Source organism: Streptomyces sp. NPDC050508 (assembly GCF_040655155.1).
Taxonomy (GTDB): domain Bacteria; phylum Actinomycetota; class Actinomycetes; order Streptomycetales; family Streptomycetaceae; genus Streptomyces.
The window spans coordinates 130417-147737 of the sequence record NZ_JBFAJJ010000007.1; the positions used below are offsets into that span (position 1 = coordinate 130417).

18 protein-coding genes are annotated in these 17321 nt (G+C 70.1%); 10 read left to right on the plus strand and 8 right to left on the minus strand.

The window, feature by feature from the left end; genetic code table 11:
• Nucleotides 1–25: 25 nt before the first annotated feature.
• Nucleotides 26–1645, minus strand: coding sequence for a recombinase family protein (locus AB0I69_RS21525; RefSeq protein ID WP_363097238.1), 1620 nt, complete (start codon nt 1643–1645; stop codon nt 26–28).
• A gap of 228 nt (nt 1646–1873) precedes the next feature.
• Here AB0I69_RS21525 and AB0I69_RS21530 point away from each other — a divergent pair, with 228 nt between their 5' ends.
• The gene (locus AB0I69_RS21530) at nt 1874–3931 is read left to right on the plus strand and encodes a restriction endonuclease (RefSeq protein WP_363097239.1); all 2058 of its coding nucleotides are present in this window, start codon (nt 1874–1876) and stop codon (nt 3929–3931) included.
• A 13-nt stretch (nt 3932–3944) separates the two neighbouring features.
• Here AB0I69_RS21530 and AB0I69_RS21535 read toward each other — a convergent pair whose 3' ends face one another.
• The gene (locus AB0I69_RS21535; RefSeq protein WP_363097240.1) at nt 3945–4637 is read right to left on the minus strand and encodes a DUF899 family protein; all 693 of its coding nucleotides are present in this window, start codon (nt 4635–4637) and stop codon (nt 3945–3947) included.
• A 175-nt stretch (nt 4638–4812) separates the two neighbouring features.
• Nucleotides 4813–5697: a hypothetical protein gene (locus AB0I69_RS21540; RefSeq protein WP_363097241.1), complete on the minus strand. Its 885-nt coding sequence runs from the start codon at nt 5695–5697 to the stop codon at nt 4813–4815.
• Between the two features lie 318 nt (nt 5698–6015).
• On the opposite strand from AB0I69_RS21540, the gene AB0I69_RS21545 reads away from it, so the two are divergent.
• The gene (locus AB0I69_RS21545; protein ID WP_363097242.1) at nt 6016–7167 is read left to right on the plus strand and encodes a glycosyltransferase; all 1152 of its coding nucleotides are present in this window, start codon (nt 6016–6018) and stop codon (nt 7165–7167) included.
• A gap of 19 nt (nt 7168–7186) precedes the next feature.
• On the opposite strand, the gene arsM is transcribed toward AB0I69_RS21545, so the two are convergent.
• Nucleotides 7187–8080, minus strand: a complete 894-nt coding sequence (arsM, locus tag AB0I69_RS21550) for an arsenite methyltransferase (RefSeq protein ID WP_363097505.1) — start codon at nt 8078–8080, stop codon at nt 7187–7189.
• Between the two features lie 106 nt (nt 8081–8186).
• On the opposite strand from arsM, the gene AB0I69_RS21555 reads away from it, so the two are divergent.
• The 3 genes from AB0I69_RS21555 to AB0I69_RS21565 are packed head-to-tail and all read left to right on the plus strand — an operon-like array spanning nt 8187 to nt 9777.
• The gene (locus AB0I69_RS21555) at nt 8187–8567 is read left to right on the plus strand and encodes a metalloregulator ArsR/SmtB family transcription factor (RefSeq protein WP_363097243.1); all 381 of its coding nucleotides are present in this window, start codon (nt 8187–8189) and stop codon (nt 8565–8567) included.
• A complete protein-coding gene (locus AB0I69_RS21560; protein ID WP_363097244.1) occupies nt 8564–9325 on the plus strand; it encodes an MIP/aquaporin family protein in 762 nt (253 codons plus the stop codon). Before AB0I69_RS21555 ends, AB0I69_RS21560 begins: the two co-directional genes overlap by 4 nt.
• Complete coding sequence (locus AB0I69_RS21565) at nt 9322–9777, plus strand: arsenate reductase ArsC (RefSeq protein WP_363097245.1); 456 nt, start codon at nt 9322–9324, stop codon at nt 9775–9777. Before AB0I69_RS21560 ends, AB0I69_RS21565 begins: the two co-directional genes overlap by 4 nt.
• 9 nt (nt 9778–9786) lie before the next feature.
• Here the strand turns inward: AB0I69_RS21565 and AB0I69_RS21570 are convergent, their stop codons facing one another.
• Nucleotides 9787–10272: an Rrf2 family transcriptional regulator gene (locus AB0I69_RS21570; protein ID WP_363097246.1), complete on the minus strand. Its 486-nt coding sequence runs from the start codon at nt 10270–10272 to the stop codon at nt 9787–9789.
• Nucleotides 10273–10398: 126 nt separating this feature from the next.
• Here AB0I69_RS21570 and AB0I69_RS21575 point away from each other — a divergent pair, with 126 nt between their 5' ends.
• Entirely contained in the window at nt 10399–11136 is a 738-nt protein-coding gene (locus AB0I69_RS21575; RefSeq protein WP_363097247.1) for an NAD(P)H-binding protein, read from the plus strand.
• 5 nt (nt 11137–11141) lie between these two features.
• On the opposite strand, the gene AB0I69_RS21580 is transcribed toward AB0I69_RS21575, so the two are convergent.
• A complete protein-coding gene (locus tag AB0I69_RS21580; protein ID WP_363097248.1) occupies nt 11142–11990 on the minus strand; it encodes a helix-turn-helix transcriptional regulator in 849 nt (282 codons plus the stop codon).
• A 154-nt stretch (nt 11991–12144) separates the two neighbouring features.
• Between AB0I69_RS21580 and AB0I69_RS21585 the strand changes: the two genes are divergently transcribed.
• A complete protein-coding gene (locus tag AB0I69_RS21585; RefSeq protein ID WP_363097249.1) occupies nt 12145–12897 on the plus strand; it encodes an SDR family oxidoreductase in 753 nt (250 codons plus the stop codon).
• A gap of 13 nt (nt 12898–12910) precedes the next feature.
• Here AB0I69_RS21585 and AB0I69_RS21590 read toward each other — a convergent pair whose 3' ends face one another.
• Both AB0I69_RS21590 and AB0I69_RS21595 read right to left on the minus strand, forming a co-directional pair.
• On the minus strand, nt 12911–13744 hold the full coding sequence (locus AB0I69_RS21590) for a hypothetical protein (protein ID WP_363097250.1): 834 nt from the start codon (nt 13742–13744) through the stop codon (nt 12911–12913).
• Nucleotides 13745–13845: 101 nt separating this feature from the next.
• Nucleotides 13846–14397 carry an isochorismatase family cysteine hydrolase gene (locus AB0I69_RS21595; protein ID WP_363097251.1) on the minus strand — a complete coding sequence of 184 codons (552 nt, stop codon included), beginning with the start codon at nt 14395–14397 and terminating at the stop codon, nt 13846–13848.
• Nucleotides 14398–14541: 144 nt separating this feature from the next.
• Here AB0I69_RS21595 and AB0I69_RS21600 point away from each other — a divergent pair, with 144 nt between their 5' ends.
• From AB0I69_RS21600 to AB0I69_RS21610, 3 genes are all read left to right on the plus strand, one after another.
• Nucleotides 14542–15156 (plus strand): TetR family transcriptional regulator, encoded by a 615-nt coding sequence (locus tag AB0I69_RS21600; RefSeq protein WP_363097252.1) that lies wholly within the window; start codon nt 14542–14544, stop codon nt 15154–15156.
• Nucleotides 15157–15366: 210 nt separating this feature from the next.
• Entirely contained in the window at nt 15367–16446 is a 1080-nt protein-coding gene (locus AB0I69_RS21605; protein ID WP_363097253.1) for a hypothetical protein, read from the plus strand.
• A gap of 46 nt (nt 16447–16492) precedes the next feature.
• A complete protein-coding gene (locus tag AB0I69_RS21610; protein WP_363097254.1) occupies nt 16493–17272 on the plus strand; it encodes a TIGR03936 family radical SAM-associated protein in 780 nt (259 codons plus the stop codon).
• Nucleotides 17273–17321 lie beyond the last annotated feature (49 nt).

Here is a 17321-nt window from a genome sequence, read left to right on the forward strand (position 1 = left end):
TTGGGGGCTGCGTCTGTCAGGGACGTCAGAAGGCTTTCGCGAAGTCGTCTTCCTTGATGATCAAGCGATCTCGCACGTCCTTGGGGATCATGAGCTTCATGTGGATGTGCGGGGCGCGGACACCCTTGACCTTGGTTCGCGTGATCTTGCACTTCACGCCGACTCGGAGCAGGTCCGCTGACATGGCCTCCATGCCGCCGTCTTCCCAACGAGCCCTGAACGTCTTGCCGTTGTGCACAGCAACCCACCGGTCCACCGTGGCGTCGGGGTCCATGGCCTCCAACTGCTTGATGAGACCGTCCAACGTCGTCTCGGCCTGCTCCTTCGTGAAGCGTGTCTTCGTGAAGCGGCCTCCGGGTTCAAGGCCGGTCATGTAGTAGCTGACGGACTCTTCGAGGCGCTTCTGTTCCTTCCGCGCCTCGGCCCCCTGGCGGTACTCACGCACCATCACCGGTTCGTCTCCGAGAACCTTCAGGACGTCCTCGACCAACTGGGCATAGATCTCAAGGGGATTTGGCGCCCCCAGGCCTCCCGCCTTGCACCCGGAGCAGCGGAGGTAGGTGTACGCCCTACCCTTGGTCGTCGTCTTCTGCACCGTTGTGTTGGTGCCGCAGTCGTGGCAGGTGAGCACTCCAAGGAACTGCGTCGCGCCGCCGATCTGGCGGGCGGGCTGGTTCTTGCCTCGGCGGTCCAGCACCTCTTGGAGACTGGAGAACTCGTCTTCTGTGAAGACGGGCTCTGCCACTCGGATGGGCTTGCCGTCCTTGCCCAGGATGAGTTTCGAGCGACGTACGCCGCCGTCTTTGTCCTCTTCCACCCGGTAGCCCATGAGCGCGGGGTTCCGCAGCCTGCGAAGTAGTGTCGAGGCTGTGAGTCCTGGTCCGCAGAGCCCGGATCGCACAAGCACTTTGACCATGCGGCGGGCGGAAGCCTCTCGCTTCCGCATGGCGGCCATACGGCACCAGTGCAGAGCCTTGTACGCGTTCTGGTTGTGGGCGAGAACGACGTTCCCGTCCTCATCCACCGCTGTCTCGTAGCCGTACGCCGGCTTGCCCACAAGCCACTCGCTCTGCGTCTTCGTGTACTCCCAGAGGCTCGCGACGCGCGTGCTCGTGTTGGCGGCCTCGATCTCAGCGATGCCACCGACGATCGTGACCATGATCTTCCCGGCCGTCGTGGTCAGGTCGATGGAGTCGTTCTTGGAGACGAGGTTCTTCCCGTACTTCAGGCACCAGTCGATCATGGTGCTGAGGTCCGAGAGGCGGCGTACGAAGCGGTCCAGCTTCCAGAAGAGAACCTCGTCGAACTCGGGCGCTCTGTTGTTGAGCCAGTCTCCGAGCTGCTTGCGCTTCCACGGAGGGACCTTCGTTGCCGACACGTTGAGGTCGCTTGCTACACCGACGACTCGGGAGCCACGGTCCAAAGCCAGTTTGCGTAGATCAAGCTCTTGCCGGGCCGGTGACGTTGTGTCGTCGGTCAGGACCGACAGTCGCACGGACAACAGAGCCCGTGGAGCATCGTCGGGCAAGAGGGCATCTGCCCTCCGTAACTCCTTCAGGACTGCTAAGTCGGCCTTGGTCCACTCGTCCTCAACTGCGTACTGACGGCGGTCAGTTGCCGTACGCGCCCTAGTTCGCTTCGCCATGACCTCGACGGTAGCGGTTTTGGGTCCGTTGGTGAATAGCCGCAGATGGACACGTCCATCCAGATCGGCCCCACGGGCAAGACCCTGCTGCCGTTGACCGTGAAGAACGCGGCGTCCGCCGGTGCTTCCGGTGGGCATGTGCACTGAGGATCGTCTCGTCACACCTGGTTGCGGGGGCAACCGGAGCTCTGTCGGCGCTGCCGACGTCCTGGGGAGGGCTTGCCGTACATGAGTCGTCGCTCTAGTGGTTTTGTCGGCGTCTGGGCCGAGATGCAACGTCAGCAGCAGCGTCAGCTCGAAGCCGAGGCGAGACGGCAGCGGGAGCAGACGCGGCAGGCGAACGCCTACCAGCGGCAGGTCGCGCAGAGCCACAAGGAGTTCCGGCAGGCCGAGGCCCGACGGCGTACCGAGGAACTGGAAATACAGGTCGCCTCTCTGCAGGGGTTGCTCGCCGTCGGCTGCCGGGCGCCGGCTTTCCGAGCGGCCTCGCTGCTGCGCTCCGCGGAGGTCCAGCCCTTCTCGCCGGGGCCGTTGGCCGCTCCCGTTCCGATGCCGGATCCGAACCAGTACCGGGCCCAGGGCGGGTGGACCGCGAGCCGTCGCGCGCAGGCGGAGGCCGAAGCGCGGGCGCGTTTCGAACGGGACTGGCATGCGGCGCAGGCCGCGGAGGCGCAGCGGCAGCAGCAGTTGGCGGCCAACCGGCGCGAGCACACGCAGTGGGTGGAGGGGCAGCTGGCGGAGGTGCGCCGGCACAACGCCGGTATGGCCGAGGTGACCGAAGGGGTCCGGGGCAGAGCCCCCGACTCCGTAGTCGAGTACTTCTCGGCCGCTCTCTACTCGTCGACGGCATGGCCGGAGGGGTTTCCCCGGCAGGTCACGGCGGCGTACGACGCGGCGGCCGGGCAACTGGTGCTCGACTGGCAGCTGCCGTCGTACGACGTCGTGCCCGAGACGAAGACGGTGCGGTACATGCCCACCCTCGACCAGGACAAGGAGACCCCTCGTCCGGTGGGCCAGCGGCGGGCGTTGTACCGGGAGGTGCTCGCGCAGTGCATGCTGCTGGTGCTGCACGAGCTCTTCGCGGCGGACGAGTTCGGTGCGCTGGAATCGGTGGCGTTGAACGGGTTCGTGGACGACCACGATCCGGCGACGGGCCGGGAGGCGCACATCTTCCTGGCGACCCTCATGGCACCGCGGTCCCTGTTCTCCGGACTGCACCTGGAACAGGTGGACGCGGTCAGTTGCCTGACCGACGGGCTGCGCGGGCAGCTTTCCTCCCGGCCCGACCAACTCGGCCCCGTACGGCCCGGTCGTAAGCCGCAGGACGTCGGGAACCGTGTCGTCACCCATGGCGGCGACGAGGAACCGGACCTGTACGAGATGGATCCGATCGCCTTCGAGTCGCTGGTCGCCGAGCTCTTCCGGGCCATGGGGATGCAGGCCGTGACGACCCAGCGCTCGAACGACGGTGGCGTGGACGTCGATGCCGTGGACCCCACCCCGATCCGCGGCGGCAAGATCGTCGTCCAGGTGAAGCGCTACCGCAACACGGTGCCGCCCACGGCCGTACGCGACCTGTACGGCACTGTTCAGGACGCCGGCGCGAACAAGGGTGTCCTGGTGACGACCGCGGGGTTCGGCCCCGGCTCGCACACCTTCGCCAATGGCAAGCCGCTGGAGCTCATCTCGGGCGCTGAACTCATCGACCTGCTGCATCGGCACGGGCTGAGGGGACGCCTGGGGGAGGGCGGTCGCCCGGTGCCGGTACGGCCGTCGGTGCCCAGCGCCGCCACCCCGTCCGACGACTACAACGTGTTGGGCATGTCCTGGTCCGGGACCGTCGCGCTGGATGTGTGCGCGCTCGTGTGTTCCGGCAACAGGGTCCTCAGCGACGACCACTTCGTGTTCTTCAACAACCCCCGGTCCCCGGACGGTTCGGTGAGCGTGCTGTCGGCCACGCCTCCGGACAGAGCGGCGATCCGCGTCTCCTTCGACGCGTTGCCGCCGGGCGCGGACCGGTTCGTTCTCGTGGCCGCCGTCGACCCCGAGGCCAATCCGGAGGCCGATCTCTCCGGGTTCACGAACGCCTGCATCCGGCTGCTCGACCCCGCGATGACGGAACTCGGCCGTCTTGAGGTCTCGGACGGGCGTCCCCGGGAGACCGCCCTGGTACTCGGTTCCTTCCGGCGCAGGGGAAGCGGCGACTGGGACTTCGTGCTCGGCGGCAAGGGCTATACCGGGGGTCTGGAGCAACTGGTCCGGGACTTCGGGATCGACGTCGAGTAGCGGTGGTCGCCGATCAGCCGTCGGAGCCCGGGCCGTAGAGCGCCGCGATGTCCTTGGACGTCGCCCATCGGCTGTAGGTGGGCGACTGGGGCCAGGCGTCGGGTGAGTCCTGCCACTCCTCCTGGCGTCCGTACGGCAGCACGTCGATCAGCGCGAAGCTGTGGCTGAGCTGCTCGGTGCCGCGGCCGTTGGTGTGCCAGGTGCGGTAGACGGTGTCGCCGTCGCGCAGGAACACGTTGACCGCGAATCCTCCGTCGGGCGGTGCGCCGACGTCGGCGCCGAACGAGCTGTTCGCGGTCGAGTACCACGGCATCCGGTTGCCCACCCGCTGCTTGTAGGCGAGCGCCTCGTCGATCGGGCCCTGGGTGACGACGACGAATCGCGCGTCGTAGTTGTCCAGGAACTCCAGGCGGGTGTACTGCGAGGTGAAGCCCGTGCAGCCCGGGCACTGCCATTCCTTGCCGGCGAACCACATGTGGTTGTAGACGATCAACTGCCGCTTGCCGTCGAAGACTTCCGCCAGACGGACGGGGCCGTCCTCGCCGTCGAGGGTGTACTCCGGCATCTCGACCATCGGCAGGCGGCGACGCTCGGCGGCGATGGCGTCGAGCTCCCGTGTCGCGGCTTTCTCCCGGGCGCGGAGTGTGTCGAGTCGGTGCTCCCACGTCGCGGTGTCGACGACGGGGGGTAGGGCGTCTGCGGTCATGGTTCCCTCACAGAGCTCGTGCGTGGCTGTCCCTTGTACGGAGGCAGACCTCGCCGGGCTCCGGAACTCATCGGTCGACGGCCGACGAGTCGGCGGGATGCCCGGAACCGGGCGCTGTCCGCCCCCGGCCCGGTCACGTCGTCGGAGGTGACCGGGCCGGATGGGTGCCGGACGGTCAGTTGTTGCTGTTGCCCGGTTCGGGGGAGTTCAGCGCGGTCCACGGGCCGGGGCAGGTCAGGGCGGCCGCGGTGCTCGCCGTGTGGCTCTCGACGCAGATGGTCTCGAAGACCAGACCCGTGGTGGTGATGACGTCGTACTTGATGCCTGCCAGGTCCTGGTTGCCCTGGCTGTGCTCGTTGACGGACACACCGCAGACGAAGCCGTTGGTGCCGCCGTTCGGATAGCCCGTCAGGGTGCTGAGGTCGGTCCACCTCATGGTGTGGTCCTTGGCGGGGCGGACGTCACGGATGCCCGCGTAGGTGATGGTTCCGCTCAGCGCTGCGCGGACCTCGTACACCTCCTGGTCCTGGAACCCGTCGATGTCGGCGCACGGCCCGGTGGCGCCAGTGGCTCCCGTGGGACCCGTCGGGCCGGTCGCGCCCTGTGCTCCGGTGGCGCCGGTGGGACCCGTCGGGCCCTGGTCGCCCTGCGGCCCGGTGGGCCCGGTCGGACCGGTGGCTCCCGGTTGGCCGGGCTGGCCCTGTGCGCCGGTCGCGCCCGTGGCTCCCGTCGGTCCCTTGGGGCCGGTCGGACCGGTGGCTCCCTTGTCACCCTTGGGTCCCTTGGGGCCGGTCGGACCTGTCGGGCCCGTCGGTCCCTTGCAGTCGCCCTTGCCGCCGCCTTCGGTCGCCCGGGACTTGTGATGGGGCGGCTTGCAGTGGTCGCCGCCGTGGCCTGCGGCTGCCTTGGCCTGATCGGTCACGGTGCGCGCCGCCGCGGCGGCCGGGTTCGCCACGCCGGACGCCAGGACCAGGGCGAGCGAGGCCACCATGCCCGCCTTCCTGAACCTGTCGCGGGCCAGCGGCCCGAAGAGCGAGGACGTATGGGACTCAGGACTCATGTGCGTGCTCCTTGAGAGGCCGGTCCGGGAGATGTCCCGAATCCGAGTGCGGGTGCGATGGCGAGTGCGAGCTTGGCCTGAGAGGGCTCGGTGACCGGCGTAGCGGTACGCAACGCGCCCGTTTGTCGTCGTATCGGACTAATCGGCGTGTCTGGTGGGCGTTTTTTTACCTGTGATCACCCGTCCGGCCTCAGTCGCCGCTGTTCGAGGGCTCTCGGGCCCGGCCTTCCGCGTGGATGGACGGTCGCGGAGCGGGCGCGTGCCACTGTGGCCCGCGTGTTTCCGACGGGACGTGAGCAGTCCGGGACGGGTGAGGCCGTGAAGCAGCAGACCCTCTGCCTGTGCATGATCGTCAAGAACGAGTCGCTCGTGATCGAGCGCTGTCTGGAGGCCGTCCGCCCGCTCGTCGACTACTGGGTGATCTCCGACACCGGCTCGACGGACGGCACGCAGGACCTGATCCGCAAGGTGCTGGACGGTGTTCCGGGTGAACTCCACGAGGAACCCTGGGTCGACTTCGGGCACAACCGGACCCGGAACATCCAGCACGCCCACGGAATGGCCGACTACCTGCTCACGCTCGACGCGGACCACGTCCTGCGCCAGGACGCCCCGTTGCCCCGGCTGACGGCGGGCTCGTACATGCTGCGCTACGACGCACCCGGCACCCAGCACCGGTTCAAGCACCTGATGCGGGGCGACCGGCTGTGGCGTTACGAGGGCGTCACGCACGAGTACCCGTGCACCGACGGACCCGACGTCCAGGAGAACCTGGACGCGCTCGTCATCGAGGACCAGGCCGACGGCGGGTGCCGCAGCGACAAGTTCGAGCGCGACGCGCGGCTGCTGAGGCGCGAGTTCGAGCGGGACCCGGACAATCCGCGCACGGTCTTCTACCTGGCCAACACCGAACGCGACCTGGGGCACGCGGAGGAGGCCGTCGCTCTCTACGAGCAGCGGGCCAGGATGGGCGGTTGGGGCGAGGAGGTCTACTGCTCGCTCCTGGAGGCCGGAATCCTGCGGGCGGAGCAGACCGACGACTGGCCGGGGGCGATGGACGCGTTCTCCCGAGCGTGGGACGGGCGTCCCCAACGGCTGGAGGCCTGCTACGAGTTGGTGTCCCGCCTACGGGTCGCGGGCCGCTACCGCACCGCGCACGCCCTTCTCGGTGACGTCGTCGGCAGTCCCGAACCGGACGATCTGCTCTTCACCAAACCCTGGGTGTACCGATGGGGGCTTCTCTTCGAGTTCTCGATCACCGCCTACTGGGTGGGCGAGTTCGCGGCCTCCGTCGAGGCGTGCGACAGGTTGCTGGCCCTGCCGGACCTGCCCGCCTCCATCCGCCGGCAGACCATGACCAACCGGGAGTTCGCCGTCCCGCACGTCACCGCGGTCCCCCGGCCGGCGAACCCCGCACGCAGGCCGAAGGCCTCCCGGGCGGGCAAGGCGGCCAGGGGCAGGAAGAAGTAGGCGGCGACGGGCCGTCCGGTCAGCCCTGGCAGGCGCAGCCGGCCGCCGACTTCGACTCGGTGACGGTGAGCGCCGGATCCGCGGACGTCTCGGCGTCGGTGCAGCACGCGTCCACGCCGCAGCACGGGTCGGCCGACGTGGCCGTCGGTGCGGTGCCCTCGACGGGCAGGGGCTTCGACGCGCGTACGACGGCGGAGTGCATGCCGTCGGCGACGGGGTGCGTGGGAGTGATCTCGACGCCTGTGAACCCGGCTGCTTCGAGACCTTCCCGGTACTCCGTGAAGGACAGGGCACCGGCGATGCAGCCGACGTAGTCCCCGCGTTCGGCGCGCTGTGCCGGGGTCAGGGTGTCGTCGGCGACGACGTCGGAGATGCCGAGGCGCCCGCCGGGCCTGAGTACGCGGAAGGTCTCGGCGAAGACGGCGGGCTTGTCGGTGGACAGGTTGATGACGCAGTTGGAGATCACGACGTCGATGGTGCCGCCGGGCAGCGGGATCGCCTCGATGGTGCCCTTGAGGAACTCGACGTTGGCCACCTGGGCCTTCTCGGCGTTGGCCAGGGCGAGTTGGAGCATCTCGTCGGTCATGTCGAGGCCGTAGGCCTTGCCGGTGGGGCCGACCCTGCGGGCGGAGAGCAGGACGTCGATGCCGCCGCCCGAGCCCAGGTCGAGGACGCGCTCGCCTTCGTGGAGGTCGGCGACGGCGGTGGGGTTGCCGCAGCCGAGGGAGGCGGCGACGGCCTCGGCGGGCAGGGTGCCGCGTTCGTCGGCGGTGTAGAGGGTGGAACCGAAGTTCTCGTCCACCTCCACGGCCTGCGGGCCGCAGCAGGCGGCGCCGCCCTCGGTGACCTGGACGGCCGCGGCGGCGTAGCGCCGACGGACGGTCTCGCGCAGGTCGGTGGACTGCTCGGGCATGGCTGGTACGGCTGGGATGGCTGACATGGGTCACTCCTGAACGGCTTGTATTGACGTTCGTCGATTCAACCTTGCGCCCTGGATCGAGGGATGTCAATATAGACGCATGTCGAAACAAGAGCTGAAGGTCCTCGGCCGGGACGCCGACGACGGCTGCTGCCAGGGGCTTGCGTCGGCTCCGCTGGACGAGGACCGGGCGGCCGACCTGGCGAGGATCTTCAAGGCGCTGGGGGACCCGGTCCGGCTGCGGCTGCTGTCGATGATCGCCGCCCGCGGCCGGGGCGGCGAGGTGTGCGTGTGCGAGCTGACGCCCGCCTTCGAGCTGTCCCAGCCGACGATCTCGCACCACCTCAAACTGCTGCGGCAGGCGGGACTCATCGACTGCGAGCGCCGCGGCACCTGGGTCTACTACTGGGTGCTGCCCGGAGTCCTGGACCGGTTGGCCGCCTTCCTGACCGCCGCCGAGCCCGCCGCCGCGCCGGCGTGAGCGCCTCACTGGCGCGGCGCGCGCTGGCGGAAGGTGTCGGTACGGCCGCACTCGTGACGGTGGTGGTCGGTTCCGGCATCCAGGCGTCCGAGCTGTCGCACGACGTGGGCGTGCAACTGCTGGCCAACTCGCTCGCCACCGTCTTCGGGCTCGGGGTGCTGATCGCGCTCCTCGGGCCGGTCTCCGGCGCGCATCTCAATCCTGTCGTCACCCTCGCGGCCTGGATCACCGGACGGGCCGACGGCGACGGGCCGAGCGGGCGGGACGTGGCGGCGTACGTCCCCGCGCAGATCGTCGGAGCGGTCGCCGGCGCGGTCCTCGCCGACGCGATGTTCGCCGAACCGCTGGTCGCATGGTCCACACGCGACCGCTCCGCCGGCCACCTGTGGCTGGGCGAAGTCGTCGCGACGGCCGGACTGGTGGCGCTGGTCCTCGGCCTGGGCCGGGTGGGACACGCGCGCCTGGCACCGGTGGCGGTGGCTTCCTATATCGGGGCCGCGTACTGGTTCACCTCCTCTACGTCCTTCGCCAACCCGGCGGTGACCGTCGGGCGGGCGTTCACGGACACGTTCGCCGGGATAGCGCCGTCCTCGGTCGCCCCGTTCGTCGCCGCTCAACTGGTCGGCGGGGTCCTCGGGTTGGGCTTGGCGGCGGCGGTCTTCGGGCGCCCCGGATCCGCTTCCGTGCCCGCGTCCGCGCCCATTTCCGCACCCGCCTCCGCCTCACCTCCCGCTCCTCTCCGGAAGACATCGCCATGACTGCTCCCGCCGACCGCCCGTCCGTACCGTCCGAATCGCCGGTGCCGTCCGCACCTCCCGTGCCGTCCGTCCTGTTCGTCTGCGTCCACAACGCGGGCCGCTCCCAGATGGCGGCGGCGTTCCTCGCCCACCTCGCCGGGGACCGGGTCGAGGTCCGCTCCGCCGGTTCCGTTCCCGCCGACGCGGTGAACCCGGCGGTGGTGGAGGCGATGAGGGAAGTCGGCGTCGACATCTCCGCCGAGACGCCGAAGGTGCTCACGGTCGACGCGGTGCGGGCGTCGGATGTCGTGATCACGATGGGGTGTGGCGATGCCTGCCCGGTCTTTCCGGGCAAGCGGTACCTCGACTGGCAGCTCGACGACCCGGCCGGCCAGGGGGTCGACGCGGTGCGCCCGATCCGGGACGAGATCGAGCGGCGGATCCGCGGACTGGTGGGGGAGCTGACCGGCTGACGGCGAGAGTCAGCCGTGGTGCCCCTCGGATGACGCCAGCCACACACCGACCCCCGCCAGCGTCCCCTTCCCGGAGTCCGATTCCACGTCGCCCGCCAGGTCGGCGATCGTGACGGACCGCAGGGCGTCCCGGCGGGCCGACTCGGCGGCGGCCATCGTGCGGGCGATCGCGCAGGGTGTGGCGCAGGCCTCGGGCGGGGTGGCCATCGGGCCGCGTTGGCGGATCTCCGTGCACACGAAGGCCGGGTCGGGGCCGTCGATCGCCTCGACGACGTCGAGCACAGTGATCGACTCCGGGGAGCGGGTCAGGACGTAGCCGCCCGACTTTCCCTGCACCGATCGCACCAGCCCGGAGCGGGAGAGGGCCTGCAACTGCTTGGCGAGGTAGGTCGGTGACACATCGTGGAACTGGGCCAGGCGCGCGGCCGGTACCGGTGCCTCCGTCGAGGTCAGCACGACACAGCAGTGCAGGGCCCACTCGACTCCGCCGGACATCTTCACTCCCTCATTTTAGGCAGACGCCCGTTGACTCGGACACGAGCTGTCCGGGTATTATCTCGGATAGAAAGTGTCCGGGTTTGGTGTCGAGATGACGTCAGGCAGCTACGGAAGGCGTGTGTCATGAAGTTCGCAGTCATCGGCGGAACGGGGCTGATCGGGTCGCAGGTCGTGCGGAACCTGAACGCGGCCGGGCATCAGGCGCTGCCGCACTCCCAGTCCACGGGCGTGGACATCATCAGCGGTCAGGGGCTGGAGGCGGCCGTCGCGGGCGTCGACGTCGTCGTCAACCTCACGAACTCGCCGACCTTCGACGACGCCTCGCTCGCCTTCTTCCAGACGTCGATGGACAACCTGCTCGCCGCGAGCGAGAAGGGCGGGGTCGGCCACTTCGTCATCCTGTCCATCGTCGGCGTGGACCAGGTGCCGGGTCTGGACTACTACCGGGCGAAGGTCCTTCAGGAGGACATCCTCAAGAGCGGCCCGGTCCCGTACTCCATCGTCCGCGCCACGCAGTTCATGGAGTTCATGGACGCGACCCTGGCCATGACCACCGACGGCGACACCGTCCGCCTGCCGCGCACGCCGATCCAGCCGATCGCCGCCGCCGAGGTCGCGCGCGTCGTCGTCGAAGTCGCCGCGGGCAGCCCCCTGAACGGCGTCCTGAACATCGGCGGCCCGGACGTCTACCCCCTCGACGAACTCGGCCGGCTCACCCTGACCGCCAAGGGCGGCACGGGCTCCGTGGTCACCGACGACACCGCCGGCATGTTCGCCGTCGTCCCCGGTGACGTCCTCACCGCCCCGGACGACGCCCGCATCACCGCCACCCACTACACGGACTGGCTCGCCGGGCACTGACTCGCTTACGGCCGGGGCACTTTCAAGGTCTCAGCCGCGTGCAGGGACCCCAACCGGGCCAGCGACTCCGCGTCCCCCGTGCCCGGCTCGGCCGTACCGACCAGCAGGCACTGGCCGGGGGCGCTCTGCACGTCGAACGTCTGGTACGTGAGCGTGATCCGGCCCACGTCCGGGTGGTTGAAGGTCTTGGCCTGGCGGCCGGGGCGGCGGACGCTGTGGTCCTGCCAGAACGTCGCGAACTCCGCGCTCCCGCCGAGGAGTTCGGCGATCAGCGCGCTGAGCTCCCGGTCGTCCCGGTCGTGTCCCGTGGCCAGTCGCAACGCCTCGGCGGAGCAGCGCGCGACGTGCTGCCAGTCGGCGAAGAGGTCCCGGGCGGCGGGGTCCAGGAAGAGCGTGCGGACCATTCTGCGGCGGTCGCCCAGGGGTGCGAGAAGCGCGTCGGCCAGCGCGTTCGACGCGAGGACCTCCAGGCGCCGGTTGATGACGTACGCCGCCGCCGTGGGGAACGCGTGCATCAACTGGAGCAGCGCCGGGTCCACCTCGTCGGACGGCTCGGCGGGAACGGGCCTCGGGACCAGGCCGGCCAGGCGGTACGCGTGCCAGCGGGCGTCCGTGTCGAGGCGCAGGGCCCGCGCGATGGCGTCGACCACCTGGCCGGAGGGGCTGCGTTCCCGGCCCTGCTCCAGCCGGGCGTAGTAGTCGGCGCTGACCCCGGCCAGCACGGCGACCTCCTCGCGCCGCAGCCCGGCCACCCGGCGCGCCCCGGAACTGGGAAAACCCACCTCCGCGGGCGTCAGCCGGGAGCGCCGCGCACGCAGGAAGTCACCGAGCGCGTAACCGTCCGAACCGTCCATTCCACCAGCCTACGGCGCCCCCTCGCTTCCTAGGAGTGGTGCACCCAGGAAGCCTCGTCCTGCCTCATCGGGCGGATCCCGCCGATGCTCGGAAGGTGCGGTGGATCACCGCCGCGCGCTGATCGGCTTTCCGCGAACGTGCTGAGGGGTCCCCATGACTGCCACCACCGTCCCGTCCGTCTCCCGTACCGGCAAGGTCGTCCTGATCACCGGCGCGAGCAGCGGTATCGGCGAGGCCACGGCCCGGCTGCTGGCCGCGGCCGGCCATCGGGTGTTTCTCGGCGCCCGCCGCGCCGACCGCATCGCCGCCGTCGCCAAGGACATCCGGGCGGCCGGGGGCACGGCCGACCACCACGAGCTGGACGTGACCGACCTGGAGAGCGTGCGGGCCTTCGTCCGGGCCGCGCAGGAGTCGTACGGCCGTGTCGACGTGCTCGTCAACAACGCGGGCGTGATGCCCCTGGCGATGCTGGAGGCCCTGAAGGTCGACGAGTGGAACCGCATGATCGACGTGAACATCCGAGGCGTGCTGCACGGCATCGCCGCGGTCCTGCCCGTGATGCGCGAGCAGGGCGCGGGCCACATCGTGAACGTCGCCTCGGTCGCCGGACACCGCGTCGACCCCACCGCGGCCGTCTACTGCGCCACCAAGTCCGCCGTCCGCGCGATCTCCGAAGGGCTGCGGCAGGAGAGCCGCGACCTGCGCGTCACCGTGGTCAGCCCCGGCCTCACCCGCAGCGAACTGACCGACGGCATCAGCGACTTGGGCATGCGCGCGGTCGCCGAGGACATGATGGGCATCGCCATCCCCGCCACGGCGATCGGCGAGGCGATCGTCTACGCCGTCAACCAGCCCTCGGACGTCGACGTCAACGAGATCGTCGTCAGGCCCACGGCGCAGGGCTGAAGTCCGGTCCGGGTCAGGGCAGTTGACTGCTGCTCGCCGAGGCGGACGGAGGCGCGTAACTCGGGTGCAGCGACGAGGAGAGCGGGGCCAGCCCGCCGCACAACGCGGTGGGGAAGGCGGGCTCCACGTGCTGGACGGCCCCGCAGCCTCCGGCCGCGCTCGTGGTGATCGGTTTCCAACCGGCGGGCTCCGCACGGAAGAACCAGCGGTCGCCCAGCCGGGACGTGCAGCCGGACGGCGTCGCGGTCGTGTCGCCGCAGACCGGGCCCGTGCGCCAGGAGAAGTCGAGGACCAGCCACTTGCCGTCGCAGTGTTCCGCGTCGCGATAGGTGTGCGCGGGGGCGTCGGCCGCGATCAGCGCCTGTTCGTAGGAGGCGGTGGTGCAGCCGGTGGGCGCCGGGTGGCAGCCGAGTCGCCCGCACAGCCGCAGCGCGGGCAACTTGGCGCCGTCGGCGGTGAATTGCGTGTAGTTGTCGACGACCAGTTCCCGGCTGCCCAGGGGTTCGGGCAGCCGGACCCGCGTCGAGGCCTTGCGTTCCCCGGTGCAGCCGGAGCGTCTGTCCCCCGACGGTGAGGAGAAGGTGACCTGGACCCACACGGTCTTCTGCGAGGCTTCGGTGAATGCGGCTTTGAACGCCCGTACGCACAGGTGTTTGCCGTCGGGTACTCGGGCGGTCAGGGTCAACGTGCGCCGGTCGTCGGCCAGTTGGGCCGCCGTGACCGCGGAGGGCTGCGCCAGGGTCCAGGGGATCGACTCGGTCGACGTCGCCTCGCCCGTGTCACCGGCGACCCGTGTCCCGCAGGCGCCGAGGAGCACTACGGCTACGGCGCAGAGTGCGGTGACCACCGCGGCCCCGCGAGTTCTTCGTGGTCGCACGAACGCTCAATCCCCCCGGATCGCACCGGAGTTGACTCCGGTCCAGCAAGTACCGGCACCAATATAGGCAGTCAGCGCGCGGCGACCCAGTCCGCCACCGTCGTGACCTCCGCCTGCATCGGGAACACCTTCTCCGTGAGGACCCGGTGCACCTCCGGGTCGTTGTCGAGGCAGCCGTCGGACAGGACGGTGAGGGTGAAGTCCAGGTCGGCGGCCTGGCGCAGGGTGGACAGGACGACGCCGCTGGTGGCGATGCCGGTGAGGACCAGGTGGTCGATGTCGTTCGCCCGCAGGACCATGTCGAGGTCGCTGCCGGCGAAGGCGCTGACGCGGCGCTTGGTGACGAGGATGTCGCCGGATGCGGGGGCCACGTCCGGGTGGATCTCGTTGGCCTGGCCGGCGGCGGCCGACGCGGGCGAGCCCGCGAGCCTGCCGAACAGCTTGTTGCGGGGGCTGATCTCCGGGGCGCCGGGGCGGAATCCGACGGTCACGTGGATCACGGCGACGCCGCCCGCACGGGCCGCGTCGATCGCCTTGCGCAGGCGCGGCAGATAGGCCGGGTCGGGGTAACGGTCCACGATCATGCGCTGGACGTCCATGACGAGGAGGGCTTGCTTGGACACCGCTGTCCTTTCGGACGGGGGAGAGTGAAGGTCAGGGGGCGGGCTAAGTCATCAGGTGATTACTTGCCTAACGTAACCATGCCCTGTAGTCATGTCAACGAGTGATTACTTGAGCTGGTCGAGGGTGGTAGAGGGAGGTCGCCGGTGGTGACGACTGAGGGTGACGGACCCCGTCGGCGGGACGCCGCGGCGACCCGGCAGGCGCTCCTGGAGGCCGCGAGCAGCCGCTTCACCCGGCTCGGGTACGACCGCACGACGCTGCGGGACGTCGCCGCCGACGTCGGGGTCAACCTCGCGCTCATCAAGCGGTACTTCGACTCGAAGGAAGGGCTCTTCAAGGCGGCTCTCGCCTCAACTCCCCGTTTCCTGGGCCGGGACGAGGAATTCCCCTCGGACCGGGCCGGCCTCGCCGAGGCACTCAGCCGCCAACTGTCCGCCGGTGCCTGGCCGGAGTTCGGCGAACACCCCGTGCTGATGCTGCTCCGCGACTCCGGCGACGAACGCGTGGACGCCCTGCGCCGCAAGGCCCTGGACGAGTTTACCCACCAGGTGCTGGAAGCCTCCGGCGGAGGACCGGCGGGGGAGGACGACGAACGACTGCTGCGGGCGGAACTCCTGGTCGCACTGGGCGTCGGCGTCGCCGTCGTACGGTCCGCCGTAGGCCTGCAGCCCCTACGGGACGCCACCGCCGACCAACTGGCCGCACCGCTGCGGGAGATCGTGGACGCGCTGCTTGCTCCTCCTGCCGACGATCGCTGAGGTCCCGCACACTGGTCGTCGTGCGGGACGGGGTGATCATCGGGATGGTCTGAACGCGTCACCGTGCACCCCTCACCCCGCCTCCTGCACACCGACGTCAGCCGTACCGACCCGTACCCTTGATCAAGCAGGTGGTGGGGAGTTCGAGGCGAGCGGGGCGGGAAGTTGCGGTACTGGATCCGGACGGGGGGCTGAGGCGTCTTGGCCGGTATGGACGCCCCCAGGAAATTCGAGAAGCCGCCCTCCGTGCGGCCGTCGCCGCAGCCGCCCGAGGGGTGTCTCGCCGTCGCGATCCGTGTCCCGGTGCGGATCGTCGTGCTCGTGCTGGTCGTGCCGGTGCGGTTGGTGTGGGACGCGCTGGTGGTCGGCGGGCGGTTCCTGTACCGGACCGTGCTGCGTCCGCTGGGGCGCGCGGTGTTCGTCTGGCCGTGGGTGGCGCTGTGGCGGTACGGCGTCGTACCCCTCGCCAAGGCGCTCGGTTGGCTCGCGAAGGTACTCCTGGTCGTGCCCCTCGGCTGGCTGTACCGGTATGTGCTGACCCCGGTCGCGCACGGGACCGGCGCCGCCCTGGCCTGGCTGTACGCGCGCGTGCTGACACCCGTCGGGCACGCGTGCGCGTGGGTCCTCAAGGGGGCGGGGGCCGCACTGGCCGCCGGCGGGGCGGTCATGGCGTGGCTCGCCCGGTATCTGCTCGTCCTGCCCGCCGGATGGCTGTACGCGTGGATCCTCACCCCCGTCGGGCACGGGATCGCCTGGTGCGGCCGGGGGCTCCTGTGGCTGGCGACGACGGTCGGCACCGGGATCGGCACCGTCCTGTACTGGACCGCCCGGATTCTGCTCGTCCTGCCCGCGGTCGCCCTCTGGCGCTGGATCCTCACACCGGTCGGCCGCGTGCTGGCCGTCGTCGGGCGGGAGATCCTGGACGCCCTCGGGCACGCCTGGCGGATCGCGGGGCACATCTCGCTCGCCGTGGGGCGGTTCCTCGGGACCCTCTTCCGGTGGATCTTCGTGGAGCCCGTGAGCTGGGTGTACCGGACGATCCTCACCCCGGTCGGACACGTCGTACGGGACCTGGTGCTGCGGCCCGCAGCCGGGGCCGCACGCAGTGTGGGCAGGGTCACCCGGCAGGTACTGACCGCCGCGCGCGACTCCGCCCGGCAGGCCCGTGCCGACTTCCGGCGGCTGGTCCTCGGCGAACCGCGACAGCCGGAGCCGGTGGAGCGACGGGAACCTACGGGCGACGAGACACGTACTCTTGGTAGAAGTACGACCGTTCTCACGAAGGACTAGGACACTGGGCAAGCGACAGCCCGAAGGCCCGCCGCCCGCACCCGCGGTGCAGCGCATCCGACTGCGCTACACCAAGCGCGGCCGCCTCCGGTTCACCAGCCACCGAGACTTCCAGCGCGCCTTCGAGCGTGCGCTGCGCCGCGCCGAGGTGCCGATGGCGTACTCGGCGGGGTTCACGCCGCATCCGAAGGTGTCGTACGCCAATGCCGCACCCACCGGCACGGGCAGTGAGGCGGAATACCTGGAGATCGCGCTCACCGCCGAGCGCGACCCCGACAAGCTGCGCGAGCTGCTCGACGAGTCGATGCCCGTCGGGCTCGACATCATCGACGCGGTCGAGGCCCGGACCTCCGGGCTCGCCGACCGGCTCACGGCTTCCGTGTGGGAGCTGCGGCTCGACGGGGTGGCACCCGAGGACGCCGAGCGCGCGGTGGCCGCGTTCAACGCGGCCGAGAGCGTCGAGGTCCAGCGCATGGCCAAGAACGGCATGCGTACGTTCGACGCCCGCTCCGCCGTAGCAAGTCTCGAAGCCTCTTCTGAGACGATCGGTCCACAGGCTGATAGGCCTACCGACCAGGCCTGTGCGATACTGCGGCTGGTTGTTCGGCACGTGACGCCTGCCGTTCGACCCGACGACGTCCTGTCCGGTCTTCGCGCCGTGGCCGACCTGGCGCCGCCGGTCGCCGCAGCGGTGACCAGGCTGGCGCAGGGGCTGTTCGATGAAGAGACCGGCACGGTGACCGACCCGCTCGCGCCCGACCGCGAGGCAGCAGTGACCGGAAATACCACGGTCGCCGAAGCTGCCGCCGCGAAGGCGCCGGCGTAGGGAAGGTTCCGCGCAGGGACCGATGTCGTAGCGCCGCCCTCGGACTCGG